The organism is Sphingomonas sp. J315 (genome assembly GCF_024666595.1).
GTDB lineage: Bacteria > Pseudomonadota > Alphaproteobacteria > Sphingomonadales > Sphingomonadaceae > Sphingomonas.
Window position 1 is genome coordinate 344,365 of record NZ_CP088296.1, and the last position, 16,266, is coordinate 360,630.

The following is a 16,266-nucleotide window of genomic DNA, read 5'->3' on the forward strand; positions in this document are numbered from 1 at the left end:
ATGTTCAACAATAATCGTTCGCGTGACGACCGTCCGGCAATGCCGCCCGCGCCGCCTGCGCAGAGCAGCGGTTCGTCGAAGCGCGGCATGTTCTCGGTCATCGGGCCGGATATCGTGATTACCGGCAGCATCAAGGCGAGCAGTGAACTGCATATCGAGGGCCGGGTCGAGGGCGATGTCGATTGCGGCACGCTGGCACAGGGCGCCGAAAGCCAGATCTTCGGCAGCGTCACCGCCGAAACCGCGCGCCTCGCCGGCGCGATCGAGGGCACCGTCCGCGCCAAACTGCTCACCGTCGAGCGCACCGCGCGCATCACCGGTGACGTCGAGTATGAGAATATCACGATCGAAAATGGCGGACATATCGACGGGCGCCTGAAGCATATGAGCGCGATTACCGCCGCCCCGCTGCGCGCCGAACCGGTCCAGCAGGGGCCGGTGGCGGGTCAGCCGGTCACCGTCGCATCGGTGATGGGATCGAACTGAGCTCGAATCTTCCGAAATTGAAAAGGGCGCGTTCCGGTGTGAACGCGCCCTTTTTTCTTGTGCTGCCTCAGTCGGCGACGCGCGCGCCGCCCTTGATGACGTCGGTCACCTTGGTCAGCACCGTCACGTCCTTCAACGGATCGCCCTCGACCGCGATCAGGTCGCCATAGCGGCCCACCTCGATCGCGCCGACATCCTTGGTCCGCCCCAGCGCTTCGGCGGCGTTGACCGTCGCGGCGCGGATCGCCTCGATCGGGGTCATGCCGTATTCGACCATATACTTGAACTGCCCCGCCGCTGTGCCGTGCGGCATCACGCCCGCGTCGCTTCCGAACACCATCTTGACCCCGGCGGCGTGTGCCTTGCGGAAATTGTCACGCTGGATCTGCGCGATCTCGCGGTCCTTGCGCAGGTTATCCTCCAGCACGCCGTTCTTCTTGCCCTCGGCCTGGGTATATTCGGTGTTGTAGATATCCATCGCGAACCAAACCGGCTGCTTGCGCGTGGCGGCGAGCTTGATCCCCTCGTCATCGACCAGGCTGGCGTGTTCGATCGTGTCGATCCCGGCGCGGATCGCGGCCTTGATCCCTGCCGCGCCATGCGCGTGCGCGGCGACCTTCAGCCCCCATTGATGCGCCTCGTCCGCGATGGCGCGCATCTCTTCCTCGGACAGCTGCTGCTGCCCCGGCTCGGTGTTGCGTGAGAAGACGCCGCCGGTCGCGCAGATCTTGATGACCTCCGCGCCATATTTGCGCTGCTCGCGCACGATCCGGCGCAGCTCCTGCGCGCCGTCACCGACCGCGACGCCCTTTTGCTTGAACGAAGGAGGCATGTAAGTGCTGTCGCAATGCCCGCCGGTCGCGCCCAGCGAATGCGCGCCGGGAACGATGCGCGGCCCGGCGATCAATCCTTCCTGGATCGCCTGCTTGTAGCCCACGTCGCTGTAATTGTCCGATCCGACATTGCGGATCGTCGTGAAGCCCGCCTTGAGCATGGCGCGGGCATTCGCCGTCCCCTGGATCGCCCAGAAGCTGTCGGTGAATTGCAGGCCCGTATAGCCGCCATAGAGCGGATTGCTGTCGAGATGGACGTGCATGTCGATCAGCCCGGGCAGCACCGTCTTGCCGCTCAGGTCGATATGCCGGACATCCGCGCCCCAGCGCACTGTGCGCGCGTCGGCAATGCTGGTGATGCGGCCATCGGTGATGAAGATCGCCGGATGCTCGACCACCTTGCCGCTGACCACGTCGATCATCATGTCGGCGGTGACAACGACGGTTTGCGCGGCGGCGGGGGTGGCGGCGGCCAGAGCCAGCGCAAGCCCGATCATGCCCAGTTTCATGCGATACTCCCTTGATCCGTCCGCGACACGCTCGCCGCGAACCGGATCAAGGTCAATCACGTTCGGACAAATCAGATGTGGATCACCCGCCCGTAAGCCGCCAGCACGCTCTCATGCATCGACTCGCTGATCGTCGGATGCGGGAAGACGGTTTCCATCAGCTCCGCCTCGGTCGTCTCCAGCGTCTTGCCGATGGTATAGCCCTGGATCATCTCGGTCACTTCCGCGCCGATCATGTGTGCGCCGAGCAGTTCGCCGGTCTTGGCGTCGAACACCGTCTTCACGAACCCTTCCGGCTCGCCCAGCGCGATCGCCTTGCCGTTGCCGATGAAGGGGAAGTTGCCGACCTTCACCTCGTAACCAGCCTCCTTCGCCTTCGCCTCGGTCAGGCCGACGCTGGCGATCTGCGGGTGGCAATAGGTGCAGCCGGGGATGTTGCGCGGGTCCATCGCGTGCGGATGCTTGCCCGCAATCGCCTCGGCCGCGATCACACCCTCATGGCTCGCCTTGTGCGCCAGCCAGGGCGGCGCGGTGATGTCGCCGATCGCATAGAGGCCGTCGATATTGGTCTTGCAGTCCGGCCCCGTCTTCAGGAAGCCGCGATCGTCGACATCGACGCCCAGTTCCTTGAGGCCGATGTCCGCGGTGTTCGGCACGATGCCGATCGCGACGATAACGTGGCTAAAGTCGCCCACAACCGGCTTGCCATCCTTGCCGGTGATCGTCGCCTTCACGCCCTTCGCATCCGCGCTGATCAGAATCGATCCTGGCGCTGGTCATGATCGTCATGCCCTGCTTCTTGAGCGCCTTCTCCAGATGCGCGGAGATGTCCTTGTCCTCGACCGGCACGATGCGGTCGAGCATTTCGACGACGGTCACATCCGAGCCCATGTCGTTGTAAAAGCTCGCAAACTCGATCCCGATCGCGCCCGATCCGATGACCAGCAGCTTGCTCGGCATCTCCTTCGGCGTCATCGCGTGGCGATAGGTCCACACCTTGTTCCCGTCGGCGGGCAGGTTCGGCAGGTCGCGGGCGCGCGCGCCCGTCGCAAGGATGATGTTCTTCGCGGCCAGCTCGGTCACCTTGCCGTCCGCGCCGGTGACCGACAGCTTGCCCTTACCGGTCAGCTTGCCGGTGCCCATGTGCACGGCAATCTTGTTCTTCTTCATCAGATGCGTGACGCCCGCATTCAACTGCTTGGCGACCCCGCGCGAGCGCTTGACCACCGCGTCGAGGTCGGCGCTGATCTTTTCGGCGGTGAGGCCATAATCCTTGGCATGCTGCATGAAGTGGAAGATCTCCGCCGAGCGCAGCAGCGCCTTGGTCGGGATGCACCCCCAGTTGAGGCAGATGCCGCCGAGCAGTTCGCGCTCGACGATCGCGGCCTTGAGACCGAGCTGGCTCGCGCGGATCGCCGCGACATAGCCGCCGGGTCCGGAGCCAAGCACGATCACGTCATAGGATTCAGCCATATTTTTGCCCCTGGGGAAAAAGGGTTGAAAGGAGAAATGGGGTCGCGCGGACTATCCGTCCACCGGTCGCGGCTTGCGGTCCTCGCCGACTGCGACAAAGGTGAAGTTCGCCTGGGTGACCAGCTCGCGCTCCTCGCCATGACGACAGCGGCGCCAGGCCTCGACCTCGATCAGCATCGAACTCCGCCCGATCTTGGCGATCTGGGCATAGACCGACACTTCATCACCGACCGCGACGGGCGCATGAAACTGCATCCCGTCCATCGCGACGGTGACCGCGCGACCCTTGGCGCGGCGCGCCGCGACCAGGCCGGCGGCAAGGTCCATCTGTCCCACCAGCCAGCCGCCGAAAATGTCGCCATAGGCATTGGCGTCGGCGGGCATGGTGCTGACGCGGATCGCGGGTTCGATCGCCGGGGGCTCCCGATCAGGCATCGTCGCCGCCCTCACCGCCCTGCGGGTTGCGCTGCAGCCACATCGCGCGGCGCATCGGCCCGATACCCATCAGGATGATGCACAGGATCGCGATGCCCGTGACCAGCCACACATCGGCCCGAGCGAGCGGATAGGCCCAGCTCGCCAACGCCCCGATCAGCAACGCGACCGCGATCCCTGCGGCGATATGCAATGCTTCGATCAGGACTCGCATGGGTTATCGCGCTTCATTCTGTCCAAGCCACGCGCGATCAGCGCGGTAGCGGCCGGGGCAAGCAAGAGAAAATACCACAGGTCGTGGGCGAGCGATCCGCTCGCGAACACGAGCGAGCCAAGCTCAGCGACGACTAGGCCGCAAATTGTCGCCAGCCCGAACTCTGCGAGGGGTTGCGGCACACGCGCAGAGGCCAGTTGGCCAAACACTCGCACCATGAACACCGGAAGGATGAGGAGGCATGCCAGGAAAGCGGCAACGAGAGCCGTCGATACTACCCAAATCACAAACAGCTCAACCAAGGATCCGCCCAGCAAACCTTCATTGTCAGACATCGAGGCCCATGGCAGCGCCGCCGCGCCAGCCATCACCCCAAACATGCCCGCGCCCCGAAGACTGGACGTAAAGTGTTCGGAGGACCGCATGGCCGCAATCTCAGGCCAGCAGGCCCATGGGCGATTCGATCAGCGCCTTGAGGATCTTCATCAGCTCGGCGCCATCGGCCCCGTCCACCGCGCGGTGATCGAAGCTGCCGGTCGCCGACATCACCGTCGCGACGCCCAATGCGTCGTCGACGATATATGGACGCTTCTCGCCCGCGCCGACCGCCAGGATCATCGCCTGGGGCGGGTTGATCACCGCATCGAACTGCTTGATCCCGAACATGCCCATGTTCGAGATGCTGGCGGTACCGCCCTGATATTCGTGCGGCTGGAGCTTGCCCTCCTTCGCGCGGTCGGCCAGCGCCTTCATCTGGGTCGAGATCGACGCGAGGCCGATATTCGCCGCGTCGCGGATGATCGGGGTGATCAGCCCCGTCGGGGTGGACACCGCGACCGAGATGTCGGCGCGGCTGTACTTGACCAGCTTGTCGCCCGCATAGGTCACATTGCACTTGGGCACCTGCGTCAGTGCGACGGCCAGCGCCTTGATCAGCATGTCGTTGACCGACAGCTTCACCCCCGCGCCCTTCCAGGCTCTTGTTGAGCTGGCCGCGCAGCTTGAGCAGCGCGTCGAGCTGGATATCGACGGTCAGGTAGATGTGCGGGATCGTCTGCTTCGCCTCGGTCAGGCGGCGCGCGATCGTCTTGCGGATGTTGCTAAGCTTTTCGACCTCGTGCGGGATGCTTTCGTCATACCAGACCGATGCCGGGGCGGTAGCGGGAGCAGCAGCAGCGGCGGGGGCCGCAGCTGCCGGCGCGGCGGCGGGTGCTGCTGCCGGAGCCGCACCGGGCTTCGCGCCCTCGATATCCGCCTTGACGATACGGCCGTTCGGGCCCGAGCCGCTCACGCCCGACAGGTCGACGCCCTTTTCGGCGGCGATCCGGCGCGCCAGCGGGCTCGCCTTGACGCGGTCGCCGCTGTTTGCCGGTGCGGCGGCCGGGGCCGATGCGGGCGCTGCTGCAGGTGTCGGAGCGGCCTCGGCCTTGGGAGCTTCCGCCTTGGGAGCCTCAGCCTTCGGCGCGGACACCGATGACGCATCCTCGCCCTCGCCGGCCAGCACCGCGATGACCGTGCCGACCTTCACCCCGTCGGTGCCCTCGGCCACGACGATCTTGGCGATCACGCCCTCGTCGACCGCCTCGAACTCCATCGTCGCCTTGTCGGTTTCGATCTCGGCCATCAGGTCGCCGGCCTTGACGGTATCGCCTTCCTTGACCAGCCATTTGGCGAGCGTGCCCTCCTCCATCGTCGGAGAAAGCGCGGGCATCTTGATTTCGATCGACATGGGTGGGGAGGATCCTGCCGTGGTGTTATGAACGCGCCCTCCTTGCGCGATGAACGGCGCGGGTCAACCCCGCCCCTTGCGCTCGGGTGCGTGAGGCGTCACCACCTGTCACCAACGGAGGGGGAACTAGTTTCATGCGTACCTATCTGGTCGTGATCGACGAAAGCCCCGAGGCGCAGATCGCGCTCCGCTTTGCCGCACGCCGCGCGGTCAAGACCGGCGGCGGGGTCGAGATTCTCGCGCTGATTCCCAAGCCCGACTTCGTCCAGTGGGGCGGCGTGATGGCGACGATCGAGGAAGAGGCACGCCAGCGGGCCGAGGCTTTGGTCGCGGGCGCGGCGGGCACGCTGATCCAGGAATCGGGGCTGAAGCCAAGCATCACCGTGGTCGAGGGCGATGGTCCGAAGGTGATCCGCGAGATGATCGAGGCGAATCCGGAGATCGCCGCGCTGGTGCTCGGCGCTGCGGTCGGTGGCAAGCCCGGCCCGATCGTCACGCACTTCACCAGCGGCGACATGGCGGTCCTGCCGGTCCCGCTGATGATCATCCCAGGAAGCCTCGACCGCGAGGCGATCGACCGGCTAAGCTGAGGCCCTATGCGAACCCTTCTTCTCCCTGCGCTGCTGATCGCAGCCCCTGCCGTCGCCCAGCAAAGGCCCGCCGACGCGCCGAGCCCTGAACGGCTCAAGGCCGACGTCGAAAAGCTGGTGAGCTTCGGCACACGCCATACGTTGTCTTCCCCCGACGATCCGGTGCGCGGCATCGGCGCGGCGCGCAAATGGGGGGCGGAGGAACTCGACCGGATCGGCGCGGCGTGCGGCAATTGCATCAAGGTCGCCCGGATCGGCCGCACCTTCACCGGCCCGCGCGCGCCGAACGGGGTGGAGGTGGTCAACGTCCTCGGCTTTCAGGAGGGCGAGGACCCCAAGCGCGTTATCATCGTCCAGGGCCATATCGATTCGCGCGTCAGCGACGTGATGGACTTCACCAGTGATGCGCCGGGTGCGAACGACGACGCGTCCGGCACTGCTCTGGTGATCGAGGCGGCACGCATCCTGTCGAAGCAGAAGCTCAAGGCGACGATCGTCTATGCCCTGCTGTCGGGCGAGGAACAGGGGCTGTGGGGCGGCACCTTGCTCGCCGAAACCGCTAAGGAGCGCGGATGGGAGGTGATCGCGGTCCTCAACAACGACATCGTCGGCAATACCGTCGGCCAGAACGGTGTGCGCGTCGCCGACCGCGTGCGCGTGTTCTCCGAAGGCATCCGCGCATCGGAGGACATTCCCGGCCAGCTCGGCCGGCGCGGCGATGGCGGCGAGGATGACGGCCCCAGCCGCGCGCTCGCCAAGGCGATCGACAAGGTTGCCGACGGGATGCGCGAGAAGGACAAGGACGCGCTCGACGTGTTCGTCGTGCGGCGCCCCGACCGGTTCGGGCGCGGCGGGGATCACGAACCGTTCCTGCGCCTCGGCTATCCCGCCGTCCGCTTTTCGGTCGCGGCGGAGAATTACGACCAGCAGCACCAGACGCTGCGCACCGAAAATGGCCAGGTCTATGGCGACACGGTCGACAAGATGGACTTCCCTATCTGGCGAAGGTCACCGCGCTCAACGTCGCGACGATCCGCCGCCTCGCCAATGCACCATCGGCTCCGTCCGGCGTAGTCCTCGACGGCGCGGTGAGCGCGGATACCAAGGTGAAGTGGAACGCCGTCCCCGGCGCGCGCAGCTACAAGGTGTATTGGCGGCGCAACGACACCCAGAATTGGGCCGAAGTGCGCGGCGTTGCCGGGCGGACCGAGACGGTGCTGAAGGACGTCGTCGTCGACGACCACTTCATCGGCGTGTCGGCGGTCGCGGCGGATGGCAGCGAGAGCATCGTGACGTTCGGGACGCGGCCGCCGCGGAACTAGGCTTTACCGACAGCAATCCTTGGTCGAACGCCGCACGACCGTCTTGCTCGGATAGCGGCGCACCGTCTTCACCGGCGTGCGATAGGTGCGGACCTCCTCGACCTCCTCGATCACCTCTTCGGTGACGGTGGTGGTCGTGGTCGCGCCCGACTGGATGACGATCGTCGTCACGGTCGGCCCGACCATGTAATAGCCACTGCCATGATAGCCGCGGGCGTAGCCGCCGCCCTGCGCGCCGCACGGGTTGGCGCAGGACGGCGGCGCATACCCCCCGGGTATGGGTGTGCGGGGATCGGCCGCCGGACATGACGGTCGTCCTCATAATCTTCATCGTCGTACTCGGGTGCGTCGTAGCGCGCGCCATAACCGCCGCCGCCGCCACCGCCGCCTCCGGCAGCCGCCGCTGCGGCATAGCCGCCGCCCGCAGTCGCCACCGCTGCGCCGCCACCACCGCCGCCATTCCAGTCGATACCGCTGACCGAATCCCACACCCGGCCATTGCCATCGGCGAGCACCGCGTCGTCATAGTAGCGCAGCCAGCCATAGCCATGCGGCGGGCGGCTCAGCCCCCAGCCCGACCAGTCGCTGATCCAGAAACCGCCGCCGATCCAATAGCTTGGCAGCGTCCAGCCGCGCACCGGGCGGCGATAGGCGCTCCACCCACCGGGCGCGCGCGTTCCGGCGTGCCAGCGCCCACCGATCATCGGCCCCCAGCGGCTACCGCTCTGCGTCGCGCGCGGCGGATCGATCCGCGTCGCGGGGACCGAGCGCGCAGGATAACGCACTGGCTCGCGCTCGCGCTGCACCCATTGCCCGTCGCGCCACACGCGCTGCGCATCCGCAGGGGTCGCAACCGCGATGGTGGCGATCGACAGAGTGGCTAAGGTCAGAACACGCATGGGCACTACTCGCTGTTCGGGCGAGACGCGGCCATTCAAGCAGGGTAGAAAGGCCGCGCCTCTTTACAGATTCTTAACAGTGTTTGCGCGGCGTTCCCACCGCGCGTCGTGGTTAAGGAAGTCCCGATCCGGGGCAGGGATTAACCTGCGATCCGGGGACCGAGCAGGGCCATCAACGCCTCGCAACCCGCGGCATCCTCGGCGTCGAACCGACCTGTCACCGGGCTATCGAGGTCGAGCACGCCGATCAGCACGCCATCATGTACGATCGGGATGACCAGCTCGGCATTGCTCGCCGCATCGCACGCGATATGGCCGGGAAAGGCGTGCACGTCCTCGACCAGCTGCGTCTCGCGCGTCGCCGCCGCCGCGCCGCACACGCCTTTGCCGAACGCAATGCGGATGCATGCCGCCTTGCCCTGAAACGGGCCGAGCACCAACTCGCCGCCGACATTGCGATAGAAGCCCGCCCAGTTGAGGTCGGGCAGATATTGAGCGATCAAGGACGCGGCGTTGGCCATATTGGCGATGGCGTCGCTCTCTCCCGCCGTCAGCGCATCGAGCGCGGCATGAAGATCGCGATAGAGTTCGGCCTTGGACCCGGCGGCGATGTCGAAACTGTACATGCGCCGCAGGTGGCGCGCGCCGCGCCACGATGCAAGGGTCTAGGGACAGCGCACCCGCGTCATTCCGTCCGATGTCACGCTGTTGCCGTCTGCCGACAGCATGAAGGTCCGTGTCGCATCCCAGGTCTCGCCCTCGCCGGTATAGCGGGCGCTCACCTTGATCTCGCCGCGCGTGCCGGTGACCCCGGTGACGCTGGCGCTGCTTTCGTAAAAGCGCAATTCGCCGGGGGCGATGGTCAGCCGCGTCACGTCGTTTCCTTTTCCGCAGTCTGACGCCTTTGCGCTCCAGTCGCCCTGAAATGGCGCGGGAATGGTGTCGGTGCCACTGACGGGGACCGGACTCGGCTCGACCGGGTCGGGCAGGCTCAGCGGCTCCGCCTCCTGCATATTGTTCTGAGTGACATCGTCGAGCACCGGCTCCTGCGAGCAGGCGGCGACAAGGGCGAGCGGAAGCATCAGGGTCAGTCGGATCATCGCGCGCCAACGCACGGCACGGCGCGATCGTTGCGCGTCAGGATCAATCGAGCTGAACTCTGCCCCGCCCCGCCTTGATCGCCGACCGCCCCTTCTTCTCGTCCACCCGCCGCGCCTTGGCGGCCTTGCCCGGCTTGGTCTTGATCCGCCGCGCCTGACGCTCATGGGCTTTCTCGATCAGCTCCAGCACGCGCGCACGTGCGTCCTCGCGATTTGCGTCCTGCGTGCGAAACTTGCGCGCAGTGACGACCAGCTCGCCGCCTGACGTCATCTTGCTCCCGGCAAGCTCCTTGAGCTTGGCATAGGCATAGGGTGGCAAGCCCAGCGCGAACACATTGACGCGCAGCTGCACCGCGGTCGACACCTTGTTGACATTCTGCCCGCCCGGCCCCGACGCGGCGAGGAACTTTTCCTCGACGATCGCGGCCTCGGGCAGCTCAATCGGCATCGTCAGTCTGCCCGCCGGCAAAGCCCAGCGCGCGGAACGCATCCGGCGTCGGCGCCTCGGCATGGATGTCGGGCTTGCCCGGACGCGGCACGGTCAGTTGCGCGGCGTGCAGCATCATCTTGCGCCCGTTGGCGACGCCGTAAACCGGGTCGCCGGTGATCGGGAAGCCCAGCCCCTCGGCGGCATGGACGCGGATCTGATGGGTGCGCCCGGTTTCCGGGTAAAAGGCGATGAACGCGCGCCCATCCTTGCTCGCCAGCATCCGCCAGCGGGTCCGCGCCGCCTTGCCGTTTGCGCCGCCGGTCATCCGCCAGCCGCGCTCGGCGCTCGACACCTTGATCAGCGGCAGGTCGATCAGCCCCGACGGCGCGTCGGGGATGCCGTCGATCACCGCGAGGTAGCGCTTGGTCACCTGCCCGGCCTCGAACGCCTGCTGGAACCGGGCATGCGCCTTGGGATTGCGCGCGAGGAGCAAGCAGCCGCTGGTATCGCGATCGAGCCGGTGGACCGGCGTCGGCCAGCGCTGAAACCCGAAGGTCAGGTTGCCGAGATGATTTTCAAGGCTGATCGACCCGTCGCGCGGCGGATCGACTGGAAGCCCGGCGGGCTTGTCGAGGACGATCGCCTCGCCATCGATGAATAGTACGTGATCCTGGATCATACCGCCCCCTTGCGGGAAGTGGCGGCGAACCGCAATGCGGAAGGGTCAGGCGCCCGAGGTGGCGAAGGCCGGCAGCCCCAGCCGGACATCGCGATGCGTCGGCTGCATCGCACCGCCCTCGACCGGGCGCTGCAGCACCAGTCCGGTCTGGCTCAGCATCGTCGCCGACACCTGATAACGCGGGCGATATCCGCCCTGCCCGTCGCTCGCCAGCGCTTCGTCGAACTCGACGCCCTGATGATCGTGGTGCGACCGCCGTACCGTCGCCAGCATCCAGCGCCGATCGCCGAAATCGACGACGAAGCGCGTCCCCACCGGCACCCCCACAATCCCCTGGATCAGCGCCCCGGTGCTCGACAGGTTGCGCAGGATCACCGGGTAATAATGGTCGTCATGCACCGCCCCGATCCGGCGGAAAGTGGCAAGGCGATGCTCGCGCTGCTTGGCCGGGCCGATCGGCTGGATTTCCCATGCGCCACCGATCACGGCGTTGGACACGGTCTGGGCGCAGACGGGCAGGCTGTAGAGATAGCCCTGGATCAGCCCCACGCCCAATGCGCGCATCGTCTCGAGCTGGTCGACCGTCTCGACCCCCTCGGCGGTGGTATCCATGCCCAGCGCGTTGGCGAGCGCGACGATCGCGGTGATGATCGCGCTGTTGCGCGACTTGGGGTCGGATGCGTCGCGGACAAAGCTCTGATCGATCTTTATCTTGTCGAACGGCGCGCTCTTCAGATAGCCGAGCGAGGAATAGCCGGTGCCGAAATCGTCGAGCGCCAGCCGCACGCCGATCTTCTTCAGCGTCTCGAACATCTTGTCGGCCTGCTCGCCGCTGTCGAGGAAGACGCTCTCGGTGATCTCCAGCTCCAACCGGTCGGGACGCAGCCCCGATGCTGCAAGCGCGCTGACCACAATCTGCGGCAGATTGGGGTTGGCAAACTGGATCGGCGAGACATTGACCGCGACCCGCAGGTCGCCGGGCCAGCCCGCCGCATCCATGCACGCCTGACGCAGAGTCCATTCGCCCAGCCGGACGATCAGGTTGGTTTCCTCGGCGATCGGGATGAACAGCGCCGGCGAAATGCGCCCGCGCGTCGGGTGATTCCAGCGCAACAGCGCCTCGAACCCCGCCACCCGGTTGGAATTTGCGGCGACCAAAGGCTGGTAATTGACCTCCAACTGGCCGCGATCGAGCGCGTCGAGCAGGTCCTGCTCGACCGAGCGCCGGTCCTCGGCGGCCTCGGCCATGTCCTGGGTGAAGAAGCGCGCACAACCGCGCCCCGCCCGCTTCGCGGCGTAGAGCGCCAGATCGGCGTTGCGCGCGATTCCCTCGGGCGTTTCGTCACCCTGATCGCACCGCACGATGCCGATCGACGCGCCGATCACGCACCGGCTGTCGCCCAGAAAATAGGGCTTGGACAGCCCTTCGATCATCGACGCCGCCGTCTGTTCGAGCGCCTCGCGCCCCGGACAGGTCGGGAAGACGATCAGGAACTCGTCACCGCCAATCCGCCCGATGCAATCGATATTGGCAATCTCCCGTTTCAGCCGATCTGCGACCTGGATCAGCAACTGGTCGCCCGCCGGATGACCCAGCGTGTCGTTGACCTGCTTGAACCGATCGAGATCGATCAGCAGGACCGAAAAAGGCGTCGCCTCGCGCGCGGTCGCGGCCACCGCAATCGCCTGCTCGACCAATGTCGCCATGCCGCGTCGGTTGCGCAGCCCCGTCACCGTGTCATAGCTGGCGAGCCGCGCGATTTCCCCCGCCGACTGCTCGATCGCGGTCACATCAGCGCCTACCCCGCGAAACCCGATGAAGTTGCCCTGTGCGTCGAGCTGCGGGCTGCCCGAAATCGTCCAGATCCGCTCGTCGGGATCGACCGGGCATCGGACATTGACCGCGCGGAACGGCTTGCGCCGCGCGACTGCATAGCCGATCGAGCCGCCGGCATCGGTCGACAGACCCTCGGCACGGAACATGTCGGTCAGGTCGCGACCGACCAGCCCCTCGGCGGGGGTCGTCAGTTCTCCCGCCAGCCACTCGCTGAGATACGCGATGCGACCATCGGCGTCGGTGGACCAGAACCAGTTGGTGCGCAGCGTCTCGACCGACCCCAATATGTCGGGTGCATTGGTCCGGGGCCCGGGCTGAGCAGCATCCACGCGCATCTTGCGCTGTTCGCGAAGTCCTGCCCCCCAGCACGTCCGTATTCGGCTCCATCGTCCGGCGCGTTGCGCGCTCGGGACCATGCCTAGTGCTGAAGCCGTTTCGAACTGGTGAATGGCTTACCCAAAGCGGTAAGCGTCCATCGCCAATACGCCATAGGTGTAGCTGTGGTGCAGCCGCTCGGCCTGCGCCCCGCCCGCCCCCATCGCGGTGAACAGGGGGAGGATATGGTCCATCGTCGGATGGTTCTGACGGCCGTGCGGCCCGCGCTCGACCGCGTTGAGCACCGCATCGGTGTCCCCGGCGTCGAACCGGTCCTTCACCCAGTCGGCAAAGTCGGATGTCCATTCGGGGATCGGTGCGTCATGGTTGCGCCCTTCGATGAAAATCGCACGAAGATTATGGGTGAGGCTGCCGGACCCGATGATCAGCACATTGCGTTCGCGCAGCGGCGCGATCGCCTGACCAATGCGGTGGTGCCATTCGGGCGGATGCGCGCTGCTGATCGACAGTTGCACGACTGGGATGTCGGCGTCGGGCCAGGCCAACATCAGCGGCACCCAAGCTCCATGGTCCAGCCCGCGCGCGGGGTCGAGGAACACAGGATGCCCGGCATCGGCAACCATCTGCGCGACCGCTTCGGCCAGCGCCGGATCGCCCTTTGCCGGGTAGCGCAGGTCGAATAATTTCTGCGGAAAGCCGCCGAAATCGTGGATCGTCGGCAGGTCGCCGCCCGACGTCACCACCGCCTCCGCCATATCGTGATGCGCGGAGATCATCAGGATCGCGTCGGGCCGTGCGACCTGCGATGCCAGCCCGGCAAGGAAATCTCGCGCCGGACTGGGTTCGAACATGATCATCGGCGAGCCGTGCGACACGAACAGGGCGGGTTGTACGGCGCGCGTCATGTCAGGCGGCCAGCTTTGCCGCGACTTCGGCGATGCGCTTGCCCTGATAGCGTGCGCCCGCCAGATCGATCTCGCTCGGCATGCGGCTGCCGTCGCCGCCCGCCACGGTGGTCGCGCCATAGGGCGCGCCGCCCAGCACTTCGTCGATCTTCATCTGGTCGGCATGGCCATAATCGAGGCCGACGATGGTCAGGCCGAAGTGCAGCAGATTGGTGATGATGCTGAACAAGGTCGTCTCGTTGCCGCCATGCTGGGTGGCCGAGGAGGTGAAGGCACCGCCCACCTTGCCATGCAGCGCGCCCTGATACCACACGCCGCCGGCGGTGTCCCAGAAGCTCGCCATCTGGCTCGCCATGCGGCCAAAGCGGGTCGGCGACCCGACGATGATCGCGTCATACTCCTTGAGCGCGTCGGGGCCGTCGATCAGTGGATGCGCGCTGTCGGTCTTGAACCCGGCGGCAGCGACCACGGCTTCCGGCGCGGTTTCGGGGACACGGCGGATATCGACGGTCGCGCCGGTCGAACGCGCGCCTTCGGCAACGGCTTCGGCCATTGCCTCGATATGGCCGTAGGACGAGTAATAGAGCACCAGAACCTTGGTCACGGCGTGTCTCCTTGGATAGCGATGAAAAGGGGTGGAGCGGCCCGCCTTGGGAGGGGGAGGTTGCGGACCGCTCCGGGGGTCTGTCTAGTCGGAATCGACCAGGACGATTTCGGCGTCCTCGATCGCGATAATCGTGACGGTTTGCCCACCACTCAGCGCGGCGCCGTCGCGGGCGTTGAACGTCTGCGCGCCTGCCCCGGCCTCCGGGCCGGGGTCGATCTCGATCTTGCCGACCGCCGGGACGAGATAGGCGTGCCGCCCCTCACCCACGATATGCGTCACGCTCTCACCGGCCTTGATCGTCGCACCCAGGACGCGGGCATCGGCGCGGATCGGCAGCGCGTCAGTGTCCTCCGCATAGCCGCTCGCCAGAGTCACGAACTTGCCGGACCGCTCGCCCTTGGGGAACGGCTTCGCGCCCCAGCTCGGCGCACCGCCCGCTTCGCGCGGCATGATCCAGATCTGGAACAGCGTCGTCGTGACCGGCTCCAGATTATATTCCGCGTGACGCACGCCGGTTCCCGCGCTCATCACCTGAACGTCGCCCGCGCCGGTCTTGCCCTGGTTGCCCATCGAATCCTGATGGGTGATCGCGCCGGTGCGGACATAGGTGATGATTTCCATGTCCTTGTGGGGGTGTGGCGGAAAGCCACTATTCGGGCCGATCTCGTCGTCATTCCAGACCCGGATCGCACCCCATCCCATGCGGGCGGGGTCATAGTAATTGGCGAAGCTGAAATGATGCCGCGCGTTGAGCCACCCGTGATCGGCATGGCCCAAACTGTCGAACGAACGCTTCTCGATCATGAGAACCTCCTTGCTTGAGGGCCAAGATAGGCATGACGAGAGAGTCGTAAATGGAAACGTTTGAAACGGATCGTTTTGTATTTTATGCATTCAGTCCCCTGCGAAAGCAGAGGAACAACGCGCACAGGAGTTGCCAATGCGCCTGCCCGATTTCGAAGCCTGGGCGATCTTCGCCTGCGTGGTCGAGCATCGCTCGTTCAGCGGCGCGGCGACCGCGATCGGGGTGAGCAAAGCCACCGTGTCCAAGGCGATTGCCCGGCTGGAGGCGCATCTCGGCACCGCGCTGTTCCACCGCACCTCGCGCCGCCTGACGCTGACCGACAGCGGCACCGCGCTCGCCGAACGCGCCGGACGCATCCTGGCCGAAGCACAAGCGGCGGAGGAGGCCGCGCTCGACGCCGCGCGCGCGCCGTCGGGCATGGTCCGCATCGCAGCGCCGATCACCTTCGGCATCCGCTTCGTCGCCGACGCCATCGCCGACCTGCTGGTCGCACATCCCGGTATCCAGATCGACCTGCGCCTGTCCGACGCGCGGGTCGACATCGTCGCCGACGGATTCGACATCGCGCTACGCATCGCCGACCTGCCCGACAGCTCGCTGCGCGCACGCCGCCTGTCACCGGTCAAGGCACGCGTGGTCGCCGCCCCCGCCTATCTCGCGCAGCATGGCACGCCGCAGCATCCGGCCGACCTCGCGCATCACGCCTGCTTCCTCTACGCGAACGCGATCGGCGCGTGGCATTTCCGCAAGGCGGATGGCGAGGAAGCGGCGGTACGCCCGACCGGGCCACTGATCACCGACAATGGCGACGCGATGACCCCCGCACTGCTCGCCGGGCTGGGCATCGCTCGGCTGCCCGACTTCATCATCGACCGCGAACTGGCGGACGGGCGGCTGGTCGAGATCCTCGGCGACTGGTCGCCGATGAACATTGCGCTTCATCTGCTCACCCCGCCCAGTTCCCTGCGCCCGGCGCGGGTCGAGCTGGTGATTGAGTTTCTATCGCAGCGCTTCCGTAACCTCTGCACACGGGTTTGATCGCGCCCCAATGCAAAGGGCCGGCCCGCATCGCTGCGG

General features: G+C 66.3%; 17 protein-coding genes and 3 pseudogenes. 4 read left to right on the forward strand and 16 right to left on the reverse strand.

What is annotated here, in order from left to right; all coding sequences use genetic code 11:
• Complete coding sequence (locus LRS08_RS01895) at nt 1–486, forward strand: polymer-forming cytoskeletal protein (protein WP_257845142.1); 486 nt, start codon at nt 1–3, stop codon at nt 484–486.
• A gap of 67 nt (nt 487–553) precedes the next feature.
• On the opposite strand, the gene LRS08_RS01900 is transcribed toward LRS08_RS01895, so the two are convergent.
• From LRS08_RS01900 to LRS08_RS01925, 6 genes and pseudogenes are all read right to left on the reverse strand, one after another.
• Nucleotides 554–1,828, reverse strand: coding sequence for a metal-dependent hydrolase family protein (locus LRS08_RS01900; protein ID WP_257845141.1), 1,275 nt, complete (start codon nt 1,826–1,828; stop codon nt 554–556).
• A gap of 71 nt (nt 1,829–1,899) precedes the next feature.
• Nucleotides 1,900–3,301, reverse strand: a pseudogene (gene lpdA / locus LRS08_RS01905) (dihydrolipoyl dehydrogenase).
• Nucleotides 3,302–3,352: 51 nt separating this feature from the next.
• Nucleotides 3,353–3,736, reverse strand: a complete 384-nt coding sequence (locus LRS08_RS01910) for an acyl-CoA thioesterase (RefSeq protein ID WP_257845139.1) — start codon at nt 3,734–3,736, stop codon at nt 3,353–3,355.
• Entirely contained in the window at nt 3,729–3,950 is a 222-nt protein-coding gene (locus tag LRS08_RS01915; protein WP_257845138.1) for a hypothetical protein, read from the reverse strand. Before LRS08_RS01915 ends, LRS08_RS01910 begins: the two co-directional genes overlap by 8 nt.
• Nucleotides 3,938–4,330, reverse strand: coding sequence for a hypothetical protein (locus tag LRS08_RS01920; protein WP_260481263.1), 393 nt, complete (start codon nt 4,328–4,330; stop codon nt 3,938–3,940). The genes LRS08_RS01915 and LRS08_RS01920 overlap by 13 nt, the downstream gene beginning before the upstream one ends.
• 55 nt (nt 4,331–4,385) lie before the next feature.
• Nucleotides 4,386–5,679 (reverse strand): annotated as a pseudogene (locus LRS08_RS01925) (pyruvate dehydrogenase complex dihydrolipoamide acetyltransferase).
• A gap of 134 nt (nt 5,680–5,813) precedes the next feature.
• Here LRS08_RS01925 and LRS08_RS01930 point away from each other — a divergent pair.
• Both LRS08_RS01930 and LRS08_RS01935 read left to right on the forward strand, forming a co-directional pair.
• Entirely contained in the window at nt 5,814–6,269 is a 456-nt protein-coding gene (locus tag LRS08_RS01930; RefSeq protein ID WP_257845137.1) for a universal stress protein, read from the forward strand.
• A gap of 6 nt (nt 6,270–6,275) precedes the next feature.
• Nucleotides 6,276–7,591 (forward strand): annotated as a pseudogene (locus LRS08_RS01935) (M28 family peptidase).
• Between the two features lie 3 nt (nt 7,592–7,594).
• Here LRS08_RS01935 and LRS08_RS01940 read toward each other — a convergent pair.
• The 10 genes from LRS08_RS01940 to LRS08_RS01985 form a co-directional block, all read right to left on the reverse strand.
• Nucleotides 7,595–7,777, reverse strand: a complete 183-nt coding sequence (locus LRS08_RS01940; protein WP_260481264.1) for a hypothetical protein — start codon at nt 7,775–7,777, stop codon at nt 7,595–7,597.
• A complete protein-coding gene (locus tag LRS08_RS01945; protein WP_260481265.1) occupies nt 7,759–8,490 on the reverse strand; it encodes an RcnB family protein in 732 nt (243 codons plus the stop codon). The genes LRS08_RS01940 and LRS08_RS01945 overlap by 19 nt, the downstream gene beginning before the upstream one ends.
• Before the next feature lie 140 nt (nt 8,491–8,630).
• Nucleotides 8,631–9,116 carry a GAF domain-containing protein gene (locus tag LRS08_RS01950; protein ID WP_257845135.1) on the reverse strand — a complete coding sequence of 162 codons (486 nt, stop codon included), beginning with the start codon at nt 9,114–9,116 and terminating at the stop codon, nt 8,631–8,633.
• Between the two features lie 39 nt (nt 9,117–9,155).
• The gene (locus LRS08_RS01955; protein ID WP_257845134.1) at nt 9,156–9,590 is read right to left on the reverse strand and encodes a hypothetical protein; all 435 of its coding nucleotides are present in this window, start codon (nt 9,588–9,590) and stop codon (nt 9,156–9,158) included.
• A gap of 43 nt (nt 9,591–9,633) precedes the next feature.
• A complete protein-coding gene (arfB, locus tag LRS08_RS01960; protein ID WP_257845133.1) occupies nt 9,634–10,038 on the reverse strand; it encodes an alternative ribosome rescue aminoacyl-tRNA hydrolase ArfB in 405 nt (134 codons plus the stop codon).
• Nucleotides 10,028–10,699, reverse strand: coding sequence for an RluA family pseudouridine synthase (locus tag LRS08_RS01965; RefSeq protein ID WP_257845132.1), 672 nt, complete (start codon nt 10,697–10,699; stop codon nt 10,028–10,030). The genes arfB and LRS08_RS01965 overlap by 11 nt, the downstream gene beginning before the upstream one ends.
• A 45-nt stretch (nt 10,700–10,744) precedes the next feature.
• Nucleotides 10,745–12,871 carry a putative bifunctional diguanylate cyclase/phosphodiesterase gene (locus tag LRS08_RS01970; RefSeq protein WP_260481266.1) on the reverse strand — a complete coding sequence of 709 codons (2,127 nt, stop codon included), beginning with the start codon at nt 12,869–12,871 and terminating at the stop codon, nt 10,745–10,747.
• Between the two features lie 117 nt (nt 12,872–12,988).
• Complete coding sequence (locus LRS08_RS01975) at nt 12,989–13,777, reverse strand: dioxygenase (RefSeq protein ID WP_257845129.1); 789 nt, start codon at nt 13,775–13,777, stop codon at nt 12,989–12,991.
• Nucleotide 13,778: 1 nt separating this feature from the next.
• Nucleotides 13,779–14,381 (reverse strand): NAD(P)H:quinone oxidoreductase, encoded by a 603-nt coding sequence (gene wrbA, locus LRS08_RS01980; protein WP_257845128.1) that lies wholly within the window; start codon nt 14,379–14,381, stop codon nt 13,779–13,781.
• 84 nt (nt 14,382–14,465) lie between these two features.
• Nucleotides 14,466–15,188: a pirin family protein gene (locus tag LRS08_RS01985; RefSeq protein WP_260481267.1), complete on the reverse strand. Its 723-nt coding sequence runs from the start codon at nt 15,186–15,188 to the stop codon at nt 14,466–14,468.
• A gap of 136 nt (nt 15,189–15,324) precedes the next feature.
• Here LRS08_RS01985 and LRS08_RS01990 point away from each other — a divergent pair, with 136 nt between their 5' ends.
• A complete protein-coding gene (locus tag LRS08_RS01990) occupies nt 15,325–16,227 on the forward strand; it encodes a LysR family transcriptional regulator (protein ID WP_260481268.1) in 903 nt (300 codons plus the stop codon).
• Nucleotides 16,228–16,266: the final 39 nt, after the last annotated feature.